The organism is Synechococcus sp. MU1625 (assembly GCF_020514205.1).
In the GTDB taxonomy this organism is placed as follows: Bacteria; Cyanobacteriota; Cyanobacteriia; order PCC-6307; family Cyanobiaceae; genus Parasynechococcus.
This window is the reverse complement of the sequence record NZ_VTLA01000001.1, coordinates 402,805-418,253: the sequence shown is the minus strand read 5'-3', so window position 1 is coordinate 418,253 and position 15,449 is coordinate 402,805. Positions and strand designations below refer to the sequence as shown.

16 protein-coding genes are annotated in these 15,449 nt (G+C 61.0%); 5 read left to right on the top strand and 11 right to left on the bottom strand.

Features of this window, described 5'->3' with window-relative positions:
* Nucleotides 1-7 precede the first annotated feature (7 nt).
* The 10 genes from recG to FZX13_RS02400 form a co-directional block, all read right to left on the bottom strand.
* Nucleotides 8-2,461: an ATP-dependent DNA helicase RecG gene (gene recG, locus FZX13_RS02445; RefSeq protein ID WP_226408225.1), complete on the bottom strand. Its 2,454-nt coding sequence runs from the start codon at nucleotides 2,459-2,461 to the stop codon at nucleotides 8-10.
* 32 nt (nucleotides 2,462-2,493) lie between these two features.
* The gene (locus tag FZX13_RS02440; RefSeq protein WP_166018274.1) at nucleotides 2,494-3,615 is read right to left on the bottom strand and encodes a hypothetical protein; all 1,122 of its coding nucleotides are present in this window, start codon (nucleotides 3,613-3,615) and stop codon (nucleotides 2,494-2,496) included.
* 5 nt (nucleotides 3,616-3,620) lie between these two features.
* Nucleotides 3,621-4,280 carry a translation elongation factor Ts gene (tsf, locus tag FZX13_RS02435; protein ID WP_166018271.1) on the bottom strand — a complete coding sequence of 220 codons (660 nt, stop codon included), beginning with the start codon at nucleotides 4,278-4,280 and terminating at the stop codon, nucleotides 3,621-3,623.
* Between the two features lie 78 nt (nucleotides 4,281-4,358).
* Nucleotides 4,359-5,075, bottom strand: coding sequence for a 30S ribosomal protein S2 (gene rpsB / locus FZX13_RS02430; protein WP_115023287.1), 717 nt, complete (start codon nucleotides 5,073-5,075; stop codon nucleotides 4,359-4,361).
* Between the two features lie 130 nt (nucleotides 5,076-5,205).
* A complete protein-coding gene (locus FZX13_RS02425) occupies nucleotides 5,206-6,138 on the bottom strand; it encodes a glycosyltransferase family 2 protein (protein ID WP_166018269.1) in 933 nt (310 codons plus the stop codon).
* A gap of 87 nt (nucleotides 6,139-6,225) precedes the next feature.
* Nucleotides 6,226-6,381, bottom strand: a complete 156-nt coding sequence (locus FZX13_RS02420) for a hypothetical protein (RefSeq protein ID WP_006850288.1) — start codon at nucleotides 6,379-6,381, stop codon at nucleotides 6,226-6,228.
* A gap of 33 nt (nucleotides 6,382-6,414) precedes the next feature.
* Nucleotides 6,415-7,095, bottom strand: a complete 681-nt coding sequence (locus tag FZX13_RS02415) for a DevA family ABC transporter ATP-binding protein (protein WP_226406945.1) — start codon at nucleotides 7,093-7,095, stop codon at nucleotides 6,415-6,417.
* Entirely contained in the window at nucleotides 7,095-8,264 is a 1,170-nt protein-coding gene (devC, locus tag FZX13_RS02410) for an ABC transporter permease DevC (protein WP_166018265.1), read from the bottom strand. The genes FZX13_RS02415 and devC overlap by 1 nt, the downstream gene beginning before the upstream one ends.
* The gene (locus tag FZX13_RS02405; RefSeq protein WP_226406943.1) at nucleotides 8,261-9,157 is read right to left on the bottom strand and encodes an HlyD family efflux transporter periplasmic adaptor subunit; all 897 of its coding nucleotides are present in this window, start codon (nucleotides 9,155-9,157) and stop codon (nucleotides 8,261-8,263) included. Before FZX13_RS02405 ends, devC begins: the two co-directional genes overlap by 4 nt.
* Nucleotides 9,157-9,900, bottom strand: a complete 744-nt coding sequence (locus FZX13_RS02400; protein ID WP_226406941.1) for a phycocyanobilin:ferredoxin oxidoreductase — start codon at nucleotides 9,898-9,900, stop codon at nucleotides 9,157-9,159. Before FZX13_RS02400 ends, FZX13_RS02405 begins: the two co-directional genes overlap by 1 nt.
* An 18-nt stretch (nucleotides 9,901-9,918) precedes the next feature.
* On the opposite strand from FZX13_RS02400, the gene FZX13_RS02395 reads away from it, so the two are divergent.
* A complete protein-coding gene (locus FZX13_RS02395) occupies nucleotides 9,919-11,202 on the top strand; it encodes a pitrilysin family protein (RefSeq protein WP_226406920.1) in 1,284 nt (427 codons plus the stop codon).
* A complete protein-coding gene (locus tag FZX13_RS02390) occupies nucleotides 11,199-12,455 on the top strand; it encodes a pitrilysin family protein (RefSeq protein WP_226406918.1) in 1,257 nt (418 codons plus the stop codon). Before FZX13_RS02395 ends, FZX13_RS02390 begins: the two co-directional genes overlap by 4 nt.
* Here the strand turns inward: FZX13_RS02390 and FZX13_RS02385 are convergent.
* Nucleotides 12,452-12,679, bottom strand: coding sequence for an NAD(P)H dehydrogenase assembly family protein (locus FZX13_RS02385; RefSeq protein WP_226406916.1), 228 nt, complete (start codon nucleotides 12,677-12,679; stop codon nucleotides 12,452-12,454). The genes FZX13_RS02390 and FZX13_RS02385 overlap by 4 nt on opposite strands.
* A gap of 56 nt (nucleotides 12,680-12,735) precedes the next feature.
* Here FZX13_RS02385 and FZX13_RS02380 point away from each other — a divergent pair, with 56 nt between their 5' ends.
* From FZX13_RS02380 to FZX13_RS02370, 3 genes are read left to right on the top strand one after another with little or no spacing between them, the layout of a single operon-like run.
* The gene (locus FZX13_RS02380) at nucleotides 12,736-13,305 is read left to right on the top strand and encodes a biotin transporter BioY (RefSeq protein ID WP_115093777.1); all 570 of its coding nucleotides are present in this window, start codon (nucleotides 12,736-12,738) and stop codon (nucleotides 13,303-13,305) included.
* The gene (lspA, locus tag FZX13_RS02375; RefSeq protein ID WP_166018252.1) at nucleotides 13,302-13,778 is read left to right on the top strand and encodes a signal peptidase II; all 477 of its coding nucleotides are present in this window, start codon (nucleotides 13,302-13,304) and stop codon (nucleotides 13,776-13,778) included. Before FZX13_RS02380 ends, lspA begins: the two co-directional genes overlap by 4 nt.
* Before the next feature lie 34 nt (nucleotides 13,779-13,812).
* Entirely contained in the window at nucleotides 13,813-15,402 is a 1,590-nt protein-coding gene (locus FZX13_RS02370) for a YcjF family protein (protein ID WP_166018250.1), read from the top strand.
* Nucleotides 15,403-15,449 lie beyond the last annotated feature (47 nt).

The window sequence follows — 15,449 nt, the reverse complement described above, 5'->3', positions numbered from 1 at the left end:
GGATGGGTCAGTTCAGGGGGGTGCCGCCGCTGAGGCGACGCTGCTGCTCATCCAGGGTCTTGCGCAGCAGCGGGAGCTGTTCAAGGTCTGGATCGTGTTTCAGCAGCTCCTGAGCCGCCGTTCGTGCATCCTCCAGAACAGCACCATCATCGGCAAGGCTGGCCAAGGCCAGATCGGGCAGGCCCGACTGACGGGTCCCCAACACCTGTCCAGGACCGCGCAGACGCAGATCCATCTCAGCGATCTCAAAACCATCGGTGGAGCGCACCAGCACATCCAGACGCTGGCGTGCCAAGGGATTGGAACTGCCATTGATCAGCAGGCAGTGGGAGGCGGCGGCGCCCCGACCGACGCGACCCCGCAATTGATGCAACTGCGCCAGTCCAAAGCGCTCGGCATGGTCGATCACCATCACGCTGGCCTCAGGTACATCCACGCCCACCTCCACCACCGTGGTCGACACCAGCACCTGGGTTTTACCGGTGGCGAACGCGTTCAACACCGCCTGCTTGTCGACACTGGAAAGACGACCATGCAGGAGGCCGACAGCCAAGTCAGGGAAAACCTCCGAGGCCAACTCGGCATGAACTTCAACAGCCGAACGAAGCTCGAGTTTCTCCGACTCATCCACCAGCGGCAGGACCACATAGGCCCTCTGGCCAAGCTGCACCTCCTCACGGATCAGCTCATAGGCCTTCTCGCGCTTACCGGCCGTGAGCATGCAGGTGCGAATCGGTGTGCGACCTGGAGGTAATTCATCGATCTGGCTGACATCCAGATCCCCATGCATCGACAACGCCAGGGTGCGTGGGATCGGCGTTGCTGTCATGGTGAGCAAGTGGGGCTGCAACCCCTTATTGAGCAGACGATCCCGTTGGTGAACGCCGAAGCGGTGTTGTTCATCAACCACCACAAGCCCCAAGCGATTGAAAACGACCGGATCCTCAAGAAGGGCATGGGTCCCCACAAGAACCTTCAGAGAACCATTGGCCAAGTCATCCAACAGCTGACGGCGGCGTGGTCGTGGTGTGGATCCCGTCAACAAGGCGACGCTGACGTGAAGCTGAGGCAACCACTGGCAGAGATTGCGGTAATGCTGCTCGGCCAGCACCTCCGTGGGGGCCATCAGGGCCCCCTGCCAACCAGAGGCGATGGTGCTGAGCAACGCCGCAATGGCGACCACCGTCTTTCCCGAACCGACATCCCCCTGCACCAGTCGGGCCATGGGTTCGGTGCGACCGAGATCGGCTTCAATGTCCTGAAACACACGTTGCTGGGCTGCGGTGAAGCGGAAGGGAAGAAGGTCCATGAACTCCCCCACAAGCCCATCGGCACTGGTCTGAAGATCGAGATCAGGCCCCGTCCGAGAGCGCAGCAGCTGACGTCGTCTTAACAGGCCCAACTGCAAGAGCAGAAACTCATCGAACACCAGCCGGCGGCGGCCCCGATCGAGGCTTTCACGATCCTTCGGCGCATGCAGCGCTTGCAAGGCTTCCGCCAATGTCGCCAGCTCGAATCGCCGTTGCAGCTCAGCAGGAAGGGGATCGAGCCAGGTGGCCGCGAGGGGCAAGACCTGATCAATCAAGCTGCGGAAACGGTCAGCACCAACCCCTTCGGTGAGGGGGTACACCGGCAGAAGACGACCGATGCTGGGGGACTTCACAGGAGAAGAGGGGCTGTCCAACACCTCAATCAACGGATCCTGGAAGGTGATGCCGTAGGGGCCGTCCTTGACCAGACCACTAACGGCCACGGTGGCACCAACGGGGTAAAGGCGCTGCTGACCTTTGAGGTACGCCGGAGAACTGAAGCGTTTGCCAGCCAGGAAGCGACTCACCTTCAGGCGACCTGTCGGATCCTGGAGCTGGAGCTCAATGATGGCGAGATTGGTGTTCCTTGGGCTGACAAATCCATTGCAGCGGCGGATCGTGGCAACAATCGTGGCGGTCTCCCCCAACACCAGCGCCTCAATACGCCGCATCGCCGAGTAGTCGACATGATCACGGGGGTAGTAGCGCAGCAGGTCGCGCACCAGAAGCAGGCCGATCGACGCCAGCCGTGCGGCGAATTTCGGACCCACACCACGGATTTGCGTGATCGGACTATCGAGCTGCAACGGTGACGCAGGCCGTTGAGCGCCCTCTCCAGCCTTGGAGGACGACTGAACCTTCAGCCTTGGCGGTGCCATGGGGGCCGAGGGTTCCAGACGATGGCGCAGCTCATACAGCCACTGGCGAGCATCGGTAACCAGACGCCGGCGGGCAGGATCAGCCAACTCCGGATACTCGGCGAAACCAGCGCTGAGCCTGGTCATCCGATCGGTTACGGCCTGAGGGAAGGGCAGTGCCGGCGGGGCTGCAAGCTGCTGCTGCAGAAAGTCGTGAAAACGCTGCTGGCGACCCTGCAAGTTCCGAAAGCCTCGGTCGGCCTCCAACCCCAGCGAACGCTGGATGGGAAGCATCCATGCCAACAACAGCGACAGTTGCTCGCCGGTCAGTCCCCGCTCAGCTGCTGCGTTGAATCGGATGGGGTCTGCCAATGGGTACGGGCCTCACGATCGAGGGAGCGACGCTGCCAGTGGCGTTGCTGCCGAACCATTGTGAGCAGAGCATGGTGGTGAGTGCGCAAACGCTTGCGGCACTGACGCAGTCGTGGGCTGTCGAACTCCAGATCGTTGCTGCGCAGGAGCACACAAAGAACATCCATGCCCTGGTCGAGATCACCGACGGCCAGAGGCAGCCGCAAACGCAACACATTTGTGGCCGTTGGCTGTGTTTCCACCTGACCCTTCAGGACGGCGTCGAGAAGGCTGATGGGCAGAAGCGTCTGGGCCAGCCCTGAGCGCAGCATCTGCACATTCACAGCGTGGGACAGGTTGCGAAGCCGTCGCTCAAGTGCCTGATCCATGGCCTGGATCCAATGCAAAAGCGCATCCGGCTCACGAGGAAGGAAGTGGTCGTCGCCTTCAGCAGACTGATCAAATGCGCCACTGGCCTCGACGGGCATTTGTGCCTGCTGCATCGCATCACCGGCCAGCTCGAACAGCGAGCGGAGCACGTCAAGATCCCCTGAAGGTTGGCTGTCTGGTTGTTCAGGGAGAGGTTCAACAACAGGACCTGAACCTGGATCTCCCTGGGGGGAATCGAGGGGGGACGCCAGGCTCAACTGAATCGAGCCACTGGGTTCGTCCTGCTGCGGAGGAGACGATGGCGACTCGGACGCAGCGTCTCTGTTCAACGGCTGACGGCCGAGGTTCTGAAGCATGGTTCGGCTGGCATGGGCCTGCTGGCGCCGCTGCTCTTGCTGCATCTGCTGAACAAGCTGCATCAGCTGCTCCACCGTGAGCAGGACGCTGCAGCGCTCAATCAGATTGTTGACCGACGCATGGAAGTTCTGGCGGGTCGAGTCTGGAAGCCGACTAAATCGGGAAGGATCAACCTCGCCGAGAAGATTAAACAGAGCCTGACGGGTGGCTCCTGGAAGCAGCTCACGCAGCACCTGCAGATAGAGAGCCTGCTCCCGGTAGAGGGCGATGGCCCGCAGCCGGCACAACCGTTGAAGGCGCGCCAGCTGATCTGACGGGTCGTAAGCAGGCCTGACGTCCGGGTCGGACAATGGAATCAGCCGGCGCTCTGCATGGACGCCACTTCAGCGGCGAAATCGTTCTCCGCCACCTCGATGCCCTCACCAAGGGTGTAGCGGGTGAAGCGACGAACCTTCACGTTCTCGCCGATCTTGCCGGCAGCCTGCTTGACGAGATCAGCAACGGTGATTGAGCTGTCTTTGATGAAGGGTTGCTCCATCAGAGCGAGTTCCTTGAGGCGCTTGCCAATCCGACCTTCAACGATCTTTTCCTTCATCTGTTCAGGCTTTCCGTCGAGGTCGTCTCGGCCCATCTCAATCGCCTTCTCGCGCTCACGGATCTCGTCGGGGATCTCGTCGGTGGTGACGTATTCCACGTTGGGGCATGCCGCAACTTGCATTGACACATCCCGAAGAAGTTCCTGGAACATGTCGCCACGAGCCACGAAGTCGGTTTCGCAGTTGACTTCGATCAACACACCCACCCGGGCGCCGGTGTGGATGTAACTGCCGATCGCACCCTCGGCAGCGGTGCGTCCTGATTTCTTTTCAGCGCTGGCGATGCCTTTCTGGCGAAGCCATTCAACGGCTTTATTGGTGTCCCCATCCGTTGCGGCCAGGGCCTTTTTGCAGTCCATCATTCCCGCGCCGGTCTTGTCGCGGAGTTCTTTGACAAGCTTGGCGGATACGGCAGCCATCGGTCGGAAGGGAAGAAAAGGGTGGATGCGCCGTTCTCCGTTGACGGAGAACGGCGAGGTCGAGAAGGGAAAGGGTGATCAGGCGTCGGCGTCGCCGCCACGCTGATCGTTGGAACCGTGGCGACCTTCATTGATCGCGTCGGCCAAACGACCCAGCACAAGCTGAACGGAACGGACAGCGTCGTCGTTGCAGGGAATCGGAACCTCGCAGAGGTCCGGATCGCAGTTGGTGTCGAGCATTGACACCAGGGGAATGTCGAGCTTGCGGGCTTCAAGCACCGCATTGGACTCACGGCGTTGGTCCACCAGAACCACGACGTCGGGGAGACGGCGCATGTTCTTCAGACCGCCCAGGTACTTCTGGAGACGCTCAAGTTCGCGACGAAGCACCGCACCCTCTTTCTTGGGGCGCATGGCAATGGCGCCACTGGATTCCATCCGCTCCAAATCCTTGAGACGGTCGATCCGGGCCTTCATCGTGGTCCAGTTGGTGAGCATTCCGCCCAACCAGCGCTGGTTCACATAGGAGGCTCCGCAGCGGGCAGCTTCGAGAGCAACCACTTCAGAAGCTTGCTTCTTGGTGCCAACAAAAAGGAAGCGCTTGCCGCTGCGAGCAGCTGAACGGGTCCACTTGTAGGCGTTGTTCATGCAGACAGCGGTCTGCACAAGATCAATGATGTGAACACCATTGCGCGCGCAATAGATGTAGCGCGACATCTTGGGGTTCCAACGACGGGTCTGGTGCCCAAAGTGGGCACCAGCCTCCATCATCTCGGCGAGGGTGACGACAGCCATGGTTTGTGGGTTTCGGGTTCGCCTCCACCTGCCAGGGACCTGAACAACCAGCAGATGCTGGTGTCACGGTGCACCCGAAACGGGCAGGTGTGCGGAGTGAAAGGACCTATAGAAGGTATCAAAACGTTGATCAACGCAGTCCAGCTGCTTTGGCTTCGCGGAACAGGGCACGCACACCGATGCGATTCAGAGGCAGACGAAGCAGCTCCATTGCAGTCCCCGGGTAGCCATGACGAATTAACCAGCGGAGCAGGGGGCGAAGGCTGGACGGATTAATCAGCCCCCCGAAAGTGAGAAGCTCCCAGAGGATCCGATGGAACCAGGTGAACTGGATGATCAGGCGCACCCGCCGGGTTGGATGTTTGCGGAAGAACACCAGCCCCATGCGGGCCCGTTCTCCCTCCACTTCCACAAGGCGGGGGATTTGATCGAGGCTCAGAGCAGGGTGCCAGTGATAGCCGACAGCGGCAGGACACTTCACCAACTCAACCCCCATCCGCCGAAGGCGCTCACCAAGTTCCAGATCCTCCCAGCCGTAGAGGCGAAAACCTGTGTCGAACAGGCCTGAGCGCTCCAACACCGCCCGATCGATGGCCACGTTCCCCGTAGCGAAATAGGCCCAAGACAAGTCCCTCAACTTGTGACGTTCGGAGCGGGGCGCCTCAAAGTTGGCCGTGTTGATCACAGCGCCATAGGTGAAACAAAGGCGATCACCCCGTTTCTGCCAGCACTGCCTCAGGGCTAGTGCGTGGGTCGCCAGAAAGGTTTCTGTGACCACCAGGTCACTGTCGATAAAAACAATGACGTCACCACGGGCATGATCGACGCCCCGGTTTCGCCCTTCCGCAGGACCACCATGCTCCTGCTCAATCAGACGCACATGGGGGAAACGATCCGACTGGTGCCGCAGCCACGACGGCGTTCCATCGGTGGAGCCGTCGTCGACCACGACAACCTCGTAATCATCCAGAGCACCGTCGAGCTGCTGATCTTCCAGTGCCGAGAGGCATTTCTCGAGAATCGGGCGTCGGTTGTAGGTCGGAATAACGACGCTGACGAACATCGCGACAGCCGATGCAGAAGGAACCCACACTACGAACAACAAAAAAGGGGCCCGAAGGCCCCTTTTTTCTGAACATTGCTTGGCAGATCAGTCCGCCGCGCCACCATTGTTGGCGGTTCCGGTCACGCCATTGCCAGCGCCTTCACCACGGCCGTCGTTCCGCATCTTGCGCTTCTTGAACTTGCGGGCGTAGGCGCGGTTCCGCTCCTGCTTCTCTTTCTTCAGGTTTCTGCGCTTGGCCATGCGGAACTGCGGGCTCTTGAATCAACGCTGAGTCTACTCAACGGCATTCAGCAGACGCCCATCCTCCATCTGGAGCACGCGATCGGCGACATCAACGATGCGTGGATCATGGGTCACCATCAGCACCGCACAGGACTGTTCGCGCGCAAGTCGGCGCAGCAGCTCCACCACCTCCCTGCCGGTGCGGCTGTCAAGGGCGGCTGTGGGCTCGTCCGCCAGGAGCAGCCTGGGATTAGCCGCAAGGGCACGGGCAATGGCGACCCGCTGCTTCTGGCCTCCAGACAAGTCATGGGGGACTTTGGCCATGTGGTCCTCAAGGCCTACGGAGCGGAGCCACTGACGGGCCTCATCCCGACGGGCCCTGTAACTGAGATCAGGCAGAAGATCAGCTCCCATCTGCACGTTCTGTTCAGCCGTGAGGCAGCGCAGGAGGTTGTGCCCCTGAAAAATCATTCCAATGCGTCGGCGCACCTGCTGGCGACGACGACGGCCGGCTCCATCCAGGGATTGCCCAAGCACAGACACCTGGCCCTGCTGAACCGTCCGCAAGGCGCCGATCAAGGTGAGCAGCGTTGTCTTGCCACAGCCGGAGGGTCCGGTCAGCAAAACCACTTCGCCCGGCTCGATGCTGAAGCTGATGTTCTGAAGAACCTCGCGGCGCATCTCCCCCTGGCCGAAGGCATGGGAGAGGTTGTCGACAACAACAGCGGCCATCAGAAGATCTCCGCAGGGTCTGCATCAATGAGACGACGCATGGCCAGGAACGACGACAACATGCACATCACCAGGATCATCACCAGAACGGTCAACGCCCGGGACAGATCCATGCCGACGGGCAACTTGGTGGCGTCACGAACGAACCAGTACAGACCCTGACCGGCCATGTAGGCGGGGACGTACCCCATCACCGCCAGATAGAAGCCCTCCCGGACCACCACTCCCAACAAATGGCTGAGGCGATAACCCATCGCCATCAAGGTGGCGTACTCCGGCAGGTGATCACTCACATCGGTGTACAGCACCTGGTAGACGATCACGCAGCCCACAACGAACCCCATGGCAGCGCCGAGGGTGAAGATGAAACCGATGGAGGTGCTGCTCTTCCAGTAGTTCTGCTCGAAATCGATGAAGCCTTGCTTGGTTAACACCAAAACATCCTTGGGCAGCCGCTGGCTTAATCGGGACACCACCTGCTCAGGATCAGCTCCTGGCTTCAACCGCACCAGACCCACTTCGATCGCCCCAGGCGGCTTCTGAGGCATCAGATCGAGAAACGTCTCGGTGCTCGTAAGCAGATTGCCGTCGGCACCGAAGCTGGTGCCCAGGCTCACCAGACCTGCCACCCGGACGCGGTTGCCAGCGATCTCAGTTTCCACCACCCGGCCATCGCGATACCACTCAGCAATGGGTCCGAATTCAGGGCGTGACAGCTGATCAAACAGGATCCGTCCTTTCTGCTTGAGAGCGTCAGTTTTCTCAGCCAAGGAGGGGTCGACGAAGAAGGGGTCATCGGGATTGAAGCCCAAGGCCAGGATTGACCGGTTGCGCCGCGTCTCGGGGTTGCGCCAGAGCATCAGCCCCCAGTGCACCGGGGTCACCCCCTCGACATCGGGATCAGCCAGGGTCTGAACCAGCCGCCGCCTGGGAAAGGCTTCCATGCTCACGGAGCTGGCGGAGCGGGGACTGATCAGAACGACATCGGCATCGAACAGCCGGTGCGCCGTGACGCTGGCGTCAAAGAGGCCATCACGGAATCCGAGCTGCATGAACATCAGAATTCCCGCAAAACTGATGCCGGCAAGTGCCACCAGCAAGCGAACGGGCTGGCGCGTCAGCAACAGCCAGGAGAGGGGAATCCGACGCCCCCGCCAGAACCGGTTCATGGATCGAAGCGGGCAATCACCTTCAAGCCAGCCAAACGGCTGACTTTGGCTGCATCTTCAGGGTTGAGCACCACATCAACGACCACAACGCGGGCGTCGGCATCGCCGGTGGGATCGGTGGAGAGAACAGATCGTTGTTCCACCTGCGGGCTAATGCGCAGCACGCGCCCGATAAGTTCACCGCGGAAGCCACCGTTCTCACTGGTCAGGCGAACGGACTGGTCGGGGCTAATCCGAGCGATATCGGATTCATAGACCTCGATGCTGGCCTGCATCGCCTGGTTGGCCCCCACGTCCATCACTCCCTCCACGCCAGGGCGCTCGCCTTCACGGGCGTGCAACTTGAGCACGACACCATCAATGGGAGAAATCAGCTGGCTCAGCTCGAGATCGGCCATGAACCCCTTGCGTTCAGCCAGGGCCTGATCCCGCTGTCCCTGGAGGCGCACCAGCTCCTCCCGCTTGTTGTCCACCAAAGACAACTCAGCAGCTCCCCAGTCCGCGGCTTGAGTGAAACGCTCAACCTCAATGGCCTGAAGACGGATCTCCTGGTCCAGGCTTCTCAGCTCAGCGTCAACACGCTCTAGGTCTGCCAAGAGGCCAACACGGTGATCAAACGCCGCCAAAACCTGGCCTTGCTTGATCGCATCTCCCTCGTCCACCTGAAGTGAGGCAACCCTCGGGGTCCCCGCCATTCCCGCGTTGGGAGCCGCCAAATTGCGAATGTCGCCCGCAGGCTCAAGTTGCCCCAAGGCGGCAACGGCTTGCGAACGAACCGATCGTTCAGCAGGGGGGACAACAGGTGTTGGGGCCGGCTTTGGTCGAAGCAACCAGGCGCCGACTGCAGCGATGACCAAACTTCCAGCCACAACAGACCAGCGCTTGGGACTCATCACGGTTCGGGTGGATTGTCGAAGAGCAGCAAATCGATATAGCGATCGGCCCAAGCCGAATCGAAGGCCTTCTCGAGAACGCGTCGGGTCTTGTCGTTGCGTTTCTGCTGAAGGCAATAGTTCAGCTGGCCCTCGTATCGGCGAACTGTAGTGAGAGCAGTCGACGGTTCGGGAGTCGCTTCGATCACGCTTGTTGCCATCACCTGCAGGTAGTGGCTCACCAGGTCATGAAAGGCCGTCTCCTCTTCCACACCATCCGGGCGAATGAAGCAGACCTTTCTGGAGAAGATGGCTGATCCCCACGCCGGTAGGTCCCGGACCTGCCGAAACGCAGGCCAGGGCTTGGCCTGGAGACGATTCAGCAACTGATCCGGTAGGGCACCTGAGGTGGGAGAAAGATCGACGATCGCGGCGGAGATGCCAGCCGGGCCGGCCACGATGTCAGCCCCGAAAATCGGCAGGTCGTAGCAGGGATCCGGGAACCAAACGCTGTGGAGGATTTGAAGACCGTTCCCGAGTCGCGCGACCTCCAGATGCAATTTGCGAAGGCCGACACAGCGAAAGAGTTCATTCCCGATCGTCAGCCCTTCACCATCGAGCTTCCCCTTGATGAAGCGCAAATCATCATCACAGGGAAGGATCTCCAATCCGGGTAATCCTTGCCAGGCACTGCGAATCGACGCTGCCAAGGCGTGCACAAGAGGATGCTGTCCTGGCGGTTGCGCCAGCGGCTTGGGCTGCATCGAAGAAGCAGGCACAGAATGGAACTTTGCCACGCAGTTCTGAACATTCCGTTCTCCGGCCCATCACTGGACCATTGGACTCTCCCCAACGGAGTGCGCTGCGTGACGGCAGAGATGCCGGATGCACCCTTGACCTGTCTCGATCTTTGGTGCCGCGCAGGCAGTGCCAGTGAGCATCCCGGGGAAGAGGGAATGGCCCATTTCCTTGAGCACATGGTTTTTAAAGGAAGTGAGCGGCTAGCCGCAGGGGCCTTCGATGAGGCGATCGAGGCCCTGGGTGGCAGCAGCAATGCAGCCACGGGGTTTGACGACGTCCACTTTCACGTGCTGACACCACCGGATCGGGCCCGCGAAGCGTTGGATCTGCTGCTGGAACTTGTTCTGCAGCCGAGCCTCGATCCAGGCGGGTTCAGTACAGAACGGGGGGTGGTTCTGGAGGAGATCGCGCAATACGCCGATCAGCCGAATGAGCAGGTGCTGCAACTACTGCTCAGCAAAGGCTGTGACCAACACCCATATGGCCGCCCCATTCTTGGAACGCCCCGCAGTCTGGAGGCCATGACCCCCGGCGCTATGGAGGCGTTTCACAAACGGCAGTACCGCGGTTCCAACTGCTGCCTGGCGGTGGCCGGCCCCGCATCCACTGAGCTGCGCTCCGCTATTGGCTCCTCGGCTCTGGCCGGACTCCGAAATGCCCCTGGCCCCTCAGCCCGGTCAGCCCCTCTGAGCGTGCACCCCGGACGCCAGAGCGTCGCGGTGGATCGCCTGGAATCAGCTCGCCTACTGATGCTCTGGGAAGCCCCCAAGGCCCAGGATCAGGGCGGCGTGATGGCGGCGGATCTCGCTACGACATTGCTGGGGGAGGGACGACGCAGTCGTCTCGTCAACCGCCTGAGAGAGGAGCTTCAGATCGTTGAAAGTGTGTCGATGGACCTCTCGGTTCTGGAGCAGGGGAGCCTGATCACCCTGGAAGTGATCTGCCCAGATGAGCATCTGGACGCTGTTGAAGAGGAGGTCACCCGTGAGTTGCGCACCATGGCGCGCGAGCTTGTCACCGATCAGGAACTGAAGCGGGGTCAACAGCTAGTGAGCAATGGGCTCCGATACGCGTTGGAATCGACGGGTCAGGTCTCAGGACTCTGTGCCAGTCAGACCCTCTGGAACCGTCAGCAAGACCTGCTGCACCCCCTTGCCTTCCTCCCAACGTGGACAGCGGAGCGGCTGCGCTCGGAGCTGTTTCCCAGGCTTCAACCCGAACAGGCCTTCGTCCTGACGGCCCAAGCCAAGTCGGAGCACGAATGAGCAACCCCGAACTACTGGTCGAACCGGTCGCAACCCCGGGGATATTGGCCGCAAAACTGCTGCTCCCTTTCGGCAGCGCAGAGGACCCTGCTGGGGCTCGGGGAGCCCATGACTTGCTGGCGTCCCTGCTCAGCCGAGGCTGCGGAAATCACAACAACCTTGAGCTGGCTGACCTGGTGGAGGGATGCGGCGCCGGTCTGCGCTGTGATGCCCAGGAAGACGCCCTCATCCTGAGCCTGCGCTGCACGGTGGAAGATGCCGAGCATCTTTTGCCACTACTGGCGCAAATGGTGCGAGCCCCTCACCTTGAGCCCGATCAGGTGGCCCTAGAACGTTCGCTCACGATTCAGGCCCTACAGCGGCAAAGGGAGGACCCCTTCCATTGCGCCACGACCGGCTGGAGGCAACTGACCTACGGCAGCGGTGGTTATGGCCATGACCCTATGGGCATCACCGAGGAGCTGATCGACCTGGATCGGAAGGTGCTGCTTCCCCTCGCCGAACGGCTGCCAGAGGCCTCCAGTGTTCTCGCCCTTGCGGGCAGCGTCCCGCAAAATCTTGTCGATCAATTCCATTCGCTTGAGGACTTCCGCAACTGGCCTAAGGGCAGAGCCAAGGATTCCGCCAGCCGACTCCCCTACGCCGAAGGAGTCGGCACCGAAACAATCCACCTTGAACCGATGGACACCGAACAAGTGGTGCTGATGCTGGGTCAGGCAACGTTGGGGCATGGCCAGCCGGATGAGCTGGCCTTACGGCTGTTGCAGTGCCATCTAGGGGTTGGGATGTCGAGCGTGCTGTTCCAGCGCCTGCGTGAAGACCATGGCGTGGCCTACGACGTGGCAGCCCACTTCCCTGCCTTGGCCGGCCCCGCACCCTTTGTGCTGATGGCGTCAAGCGTGGAGGAACGAGCCAACCTCGCCCTGGACTTGCTGCTGACGATCTGGGAGGAGCTGCGCGAGCAACCCCTCAGCGAGGCAGAGCTTGAGCTCGCAAGAGCGAAGTACATCGGCCAGCTCGCCCAAGGACTGCAGACCTGCTCCCAAAGGGCTGAGCGGCGCGTACAGCTGAAGGCGCAGGGCCTCCCTGAAGATCATGACCAGAGATGTGTTGATGCCCTTTCGCAACTGACAGCGTCTGATGTTCGCGATGCAGCAACGCGCTGGCTCAGCGAACCACGGCTCAGCCTGTGCGGAACCTCCGGAGCACTGGAGCAGCTCGCACGACGCTGGCAGAGCCGTGTTGCTGGTTAGTCCGCCTCAGCGGCATCCACGGGATCCAGCCGGTCGAGCGCAATCAGGAACGTGCCCCGACGGAAGCGGACGGCCACCGTGTCCATCGGATGGAGCGCAACCACCTCACCCACTTCACCGGCCGCCACCAGATCCGGGGGACGCAACATCGGCATCGGATCAGCGGATTTCAGGAAAGGAAGCTGCTGCTTCAGGAGCAGGCGATCACCAATCGATACCGTCATCTGAACTGGGCAGGATCTGCATTGTCGAGCAGGATGGGCCGAGTTGACGGATTGATGTGAGGGCTCTCGCCTCCTGGTGTGGTGCCCTGGCGGGTCTGCTGGCCATCCTCATTGGTGGTCTTGTACCGGCAGCGATGTATCTGCCTGTGCCGGAACCAATTGTTCTGCCCCTGCCCGTGACCTGGCAGGTGCCAGCCCTCCTCCTCTGCGCCATGGTGAGCGGCCCGCGCGCCGGTGTGATGGCCGCCGTTGGGTATCTGACCCTGGGACTGTTCAGCCTGCCGGTGTTCCATGGCGGTGGCGGGCTGAGCTACGTGCTGGAACCAGGTTTCGGCTATCTGGCGGGTTTTGTTCCGGCGGCCTGGCTCACCGGTCGCCTGGCGCAGCAGGACGGCATGAACGACCTGCCCAGACAGTCGCTGTCCGCCCTTGCAGGGCTCCTGGTTCTTCAGATCTGCGGTCTCCTCAATCTCGCCATCGGGGCCATTTTGGGTCGATGGACGCTTGGATTTCTCGAGCTCCTGATGCAGTTTTCCATCGGCCCATTGCCTGCACAGATGCTGCTCTGCATCGGTGCAGGACTGCTCTCGGTTGTGTTGCGTCGGCTGTTGATCATTGAGTCATGAACAGAACCCTGCCGCGTCAATCCACCCTGCTCATTGCTCTTGTCATCGTTGTGGTGGACCAGGTCAGCAAGGCTGTGGCCTCCAGCGTTTTGCAGGATGGCCACACCCTTCCCCTGCTACCGCACCTGATCTCCCTGCAGTTGGTGCACAACACTGGAGCCGCCTTCAGCCTGCTGCGGGGATCCACTGCCCTCCTTGGACTTCTCAGCTTGGGGGTCGGCATCGGGCTGATTCTCTGGATCTGGCGACAACGGGTCCTGCCGTTTTGGCAAGCACTTGCTTCAGCAGCGCTTCTTGGCGGCACCCTGGGCAACGGGCTCGATCGCTGGCGCCTGGGTTACGTGGTCGATTTTCTGGCACTCGAACCGATCGACTTCCCGATCTTCAACGGAGCCGATGTCGCCATCAATCTCGCTGTGCTCTGCTTCGGCATCGATCTCTGGACCCGTCGTGGTGACACCAGCCGTGGCTGACCCAAACTTGCCCTGAGGCTGGTGTGACGCAGGAATGAAACGTCAAACCAAGTTGCTCATCGGTCTTGCAGTTGCCTTTGTGGCACTTGTGGTGATCGGTGTAGCCGTTCAAACCATCCGCAGCCTGCTATGGGATCTGAGTTACTTCTTGCCTCCCTGGCTGCTTACGCCGGTTCTGCTGCTGGGTCTTGTGCTGCTGGTGACTGTGGTGATGCAGGTGGGCTGGCCCATGTGGAAACGCTGGAAGTCACGCCCCCCTCAACACCCGCGGCAGCCAGCCGCCGCTCCTCAGAACCGCCGGGACGCCGCAAATACAAGCCTGGGCCATGTCGATCGTTTGATCGAACGCATCCAGGACGACATCAGCCGCCGGAGTCTGCAAAACGAACGCGATCGCGTCGCAGACGAACTGAAGCGAGGGGATCTGGTGGTTGTTGTGTTCGGCACCGGATCCAGCGGCAAGACATCGCTCATCCGTGCGCTGCTCAATGAAATGGTCGGCGATGTGGGTGCCCCCATGGGCGTCACAAAAACCAGCCGTGCCTACCGCCTGCGTTTGAAAGGGTTAGAGCGTGGTCTGCAACTTGTCGACACCCCAGGGATCCTTGAAGCGGGAGAGGAAGGCCTCAGCCGCGAGGAGACGGCCCGTCGTCGGGCGGTACGCGCCGACCTGTTGATTGTGGTGGTGGACGGTGATCTCCGAGCCTCGGAATTCGCCGTTGTGCAATCCCTTGCTGGCCTCGGCAAGCGGCTGCTCTTGGTGCTGAACAAGCGAGATTTACGAGGTGTGGATGAGGAAAAACGGCTTCTGCAGGTGCTTCGATCCCGTTGCCAGGGACATCTCAACACTGCCGATGTGGTGGCCTGCAGTGCATCTCCTCAATCGATTCCTCAACCCGGTCGTCGGCCCCTGCAGCCGATGCCTGACGTCAGCGATCTGTTGCAACGCCTCGCCGGCGTGCTTCATGCCGAGGGTGAGGAATTGATTGCCGACAACATCCTTCTCCAGTGTCGGTCCCTCGACAGCCGCGGTCGTGACCTGTTGAACGACCAGCGCTCCCGGGAAGCCAAACGCTGCATCGACCGTTACAGCTGGATGGGCGCTGGGATCGTCGCTGCCAATCCACTGCCAGGGGTGGATCTGTTGAGTACCGCAGCAGTGAATGCCCAGATGATTCTGGAAATGGCGAAGATCTACGGGGTTGAGATGTCCCGGGATCGTGCCAAAGACTTGGCCATGTCCCTCGGGCAAACCCTGGGCAAGTTGGGCATCGTCAAAGGGGCCATGTCCTTGCTGGGCACCAGCCTCAGCCTGAGTTTGCCCACCCTGATTCTTGGTCAGGTGCTCCAGGGGGTGGTCACCGCATGGCTCACCCGAATTGCCGGCAGCAGCTTCATCCGTTACTTCGAACAAGACCAAGACTGGGGCGACGGCGGGATGCAGACCGTCGTGCAACAGGCCTTTGAACTCAATCGGCGGGAACTCTCGCTGCAGCGCTTTCTGGCCAGTGCCATGCGGCAAGTGGTGGAACCGCTTCAGCAGTCGGCAGCGGGGCGCCTTCCGCCCCGGCCAGAGCCTCAGCAGGAGGGGGGAGCATCGGCCCCCGGGCATCCAGCACCGTGATCAGCAGCAGATAGATCACACCAATCGCCACTGAAATCGCACCGGTG

What these genes read in the sequence shown, in the direction of transcription:
- recG (WP_226408225.1), bottom strand. Translation starts at nt 2,461, where the DNA reads ATGCTTCCCATCCAGCGTTCGCTGGGGTTGGAGGCCGACCGAGGCTTT.
- tsf (WP_166018271.1), bottom strand. Translation starts at nt 4,280, where the DNA reads ATGGCTGCCGTATCCGCCAAGCTTGTCAAAGAACTCCGCGACAAGACC.
- rpsB (WP_115023287.1), bottom strand. Translation starts at nt 5,075, where the DNA reads ATGGCTGTCGTCACCCTCGCCGAGATGATGGAGGCTGGTGCCCACTTT.
- FZX13_RS02425 (WP_166018269.1), bottom strand. Translation starts at nt 6,138, where the DNA reads ATGTTCGTCAGCGTCGTTATTCCGACCTACAACCGACGCCCGATTCTC.
- FZX13_RS02420 (WP_006850288.1), bottom strand. Translation starts at nt 6,381, where the DNA reads ATGGCCAAGCGCAGAAACCTGAAGAAAGAGAAGCAGGAGCGGAACCGC.
- FZX13_RS02415 (WP_226406945.1), bottom strand. Translation starts at nt 7,095, where the DNA reads ATGGCCGCTGTTGTTGTCGACAACCTCTCCCATGCCTTCGGCCAGGGG.
- devC (WP_166018265.1), bottom strand. Translation starts at nt 8,264, where the DNA reads ATGAACCGGTTCTGGCGGGGGCGTCGGATTCCCCTCTCCTGGCTGTTG.
- FZX13_RS02405 (WP_226406943.1), bottom strand. Translation starts at nt 9,157, where the DNA reads ATGAGTCCCAAGCGCTGGTCTGTTGTGGCTGGAAGTTTGGTCATCGCT.
- FZX13_RS02400 (WP_226406941.1), bottom strand. Translation starts at nt 9,900, where the DNA reads ATGCAGCCCAAGCCGCTGGCGCAACCGCCAGGACAGCATCCTCTTGTG.
- FZX13_RS02395 (WP_226406920.1), top strand. Translation starts at nt 9,919, where the DNA reads ATGGAACTTTGCCACGCAGTTCTGAACATTCCGTTCTCCGGCCCATCA.
- FZX13_RS02390 (WP_226406918.1), top strand. Translation starts at nt 11,199, where the DNA reads ATGAGCAACCCCGAACTACTGGTCGAACCGGTCGCAACCCCGGGGATA.
- FZX13_RS02385 (WP_226406916.1), bottom strand. Translation starts at nt 12,679, where the DNA reads ATGACGGTATCGATTGGTGATCGCCTGCTCCTGAAGCAGCAGCTTCCT.
- lspA (WP_166018252.1), top strand. Translation starts at nt 13,302, where the DNA reads ATGAACAGAACCCTGCCGCGTCAATCCACCCTGCTCATTGCTCTTGTC.
- FZX13_RS02370 (WP_166018250.1), top strand. Translation starts at nt 13,813, where the DNA reads ATGAAACGTCAAACCAAGTTGCTCATCGGTCTTGCAGTTGCCTTTGTG.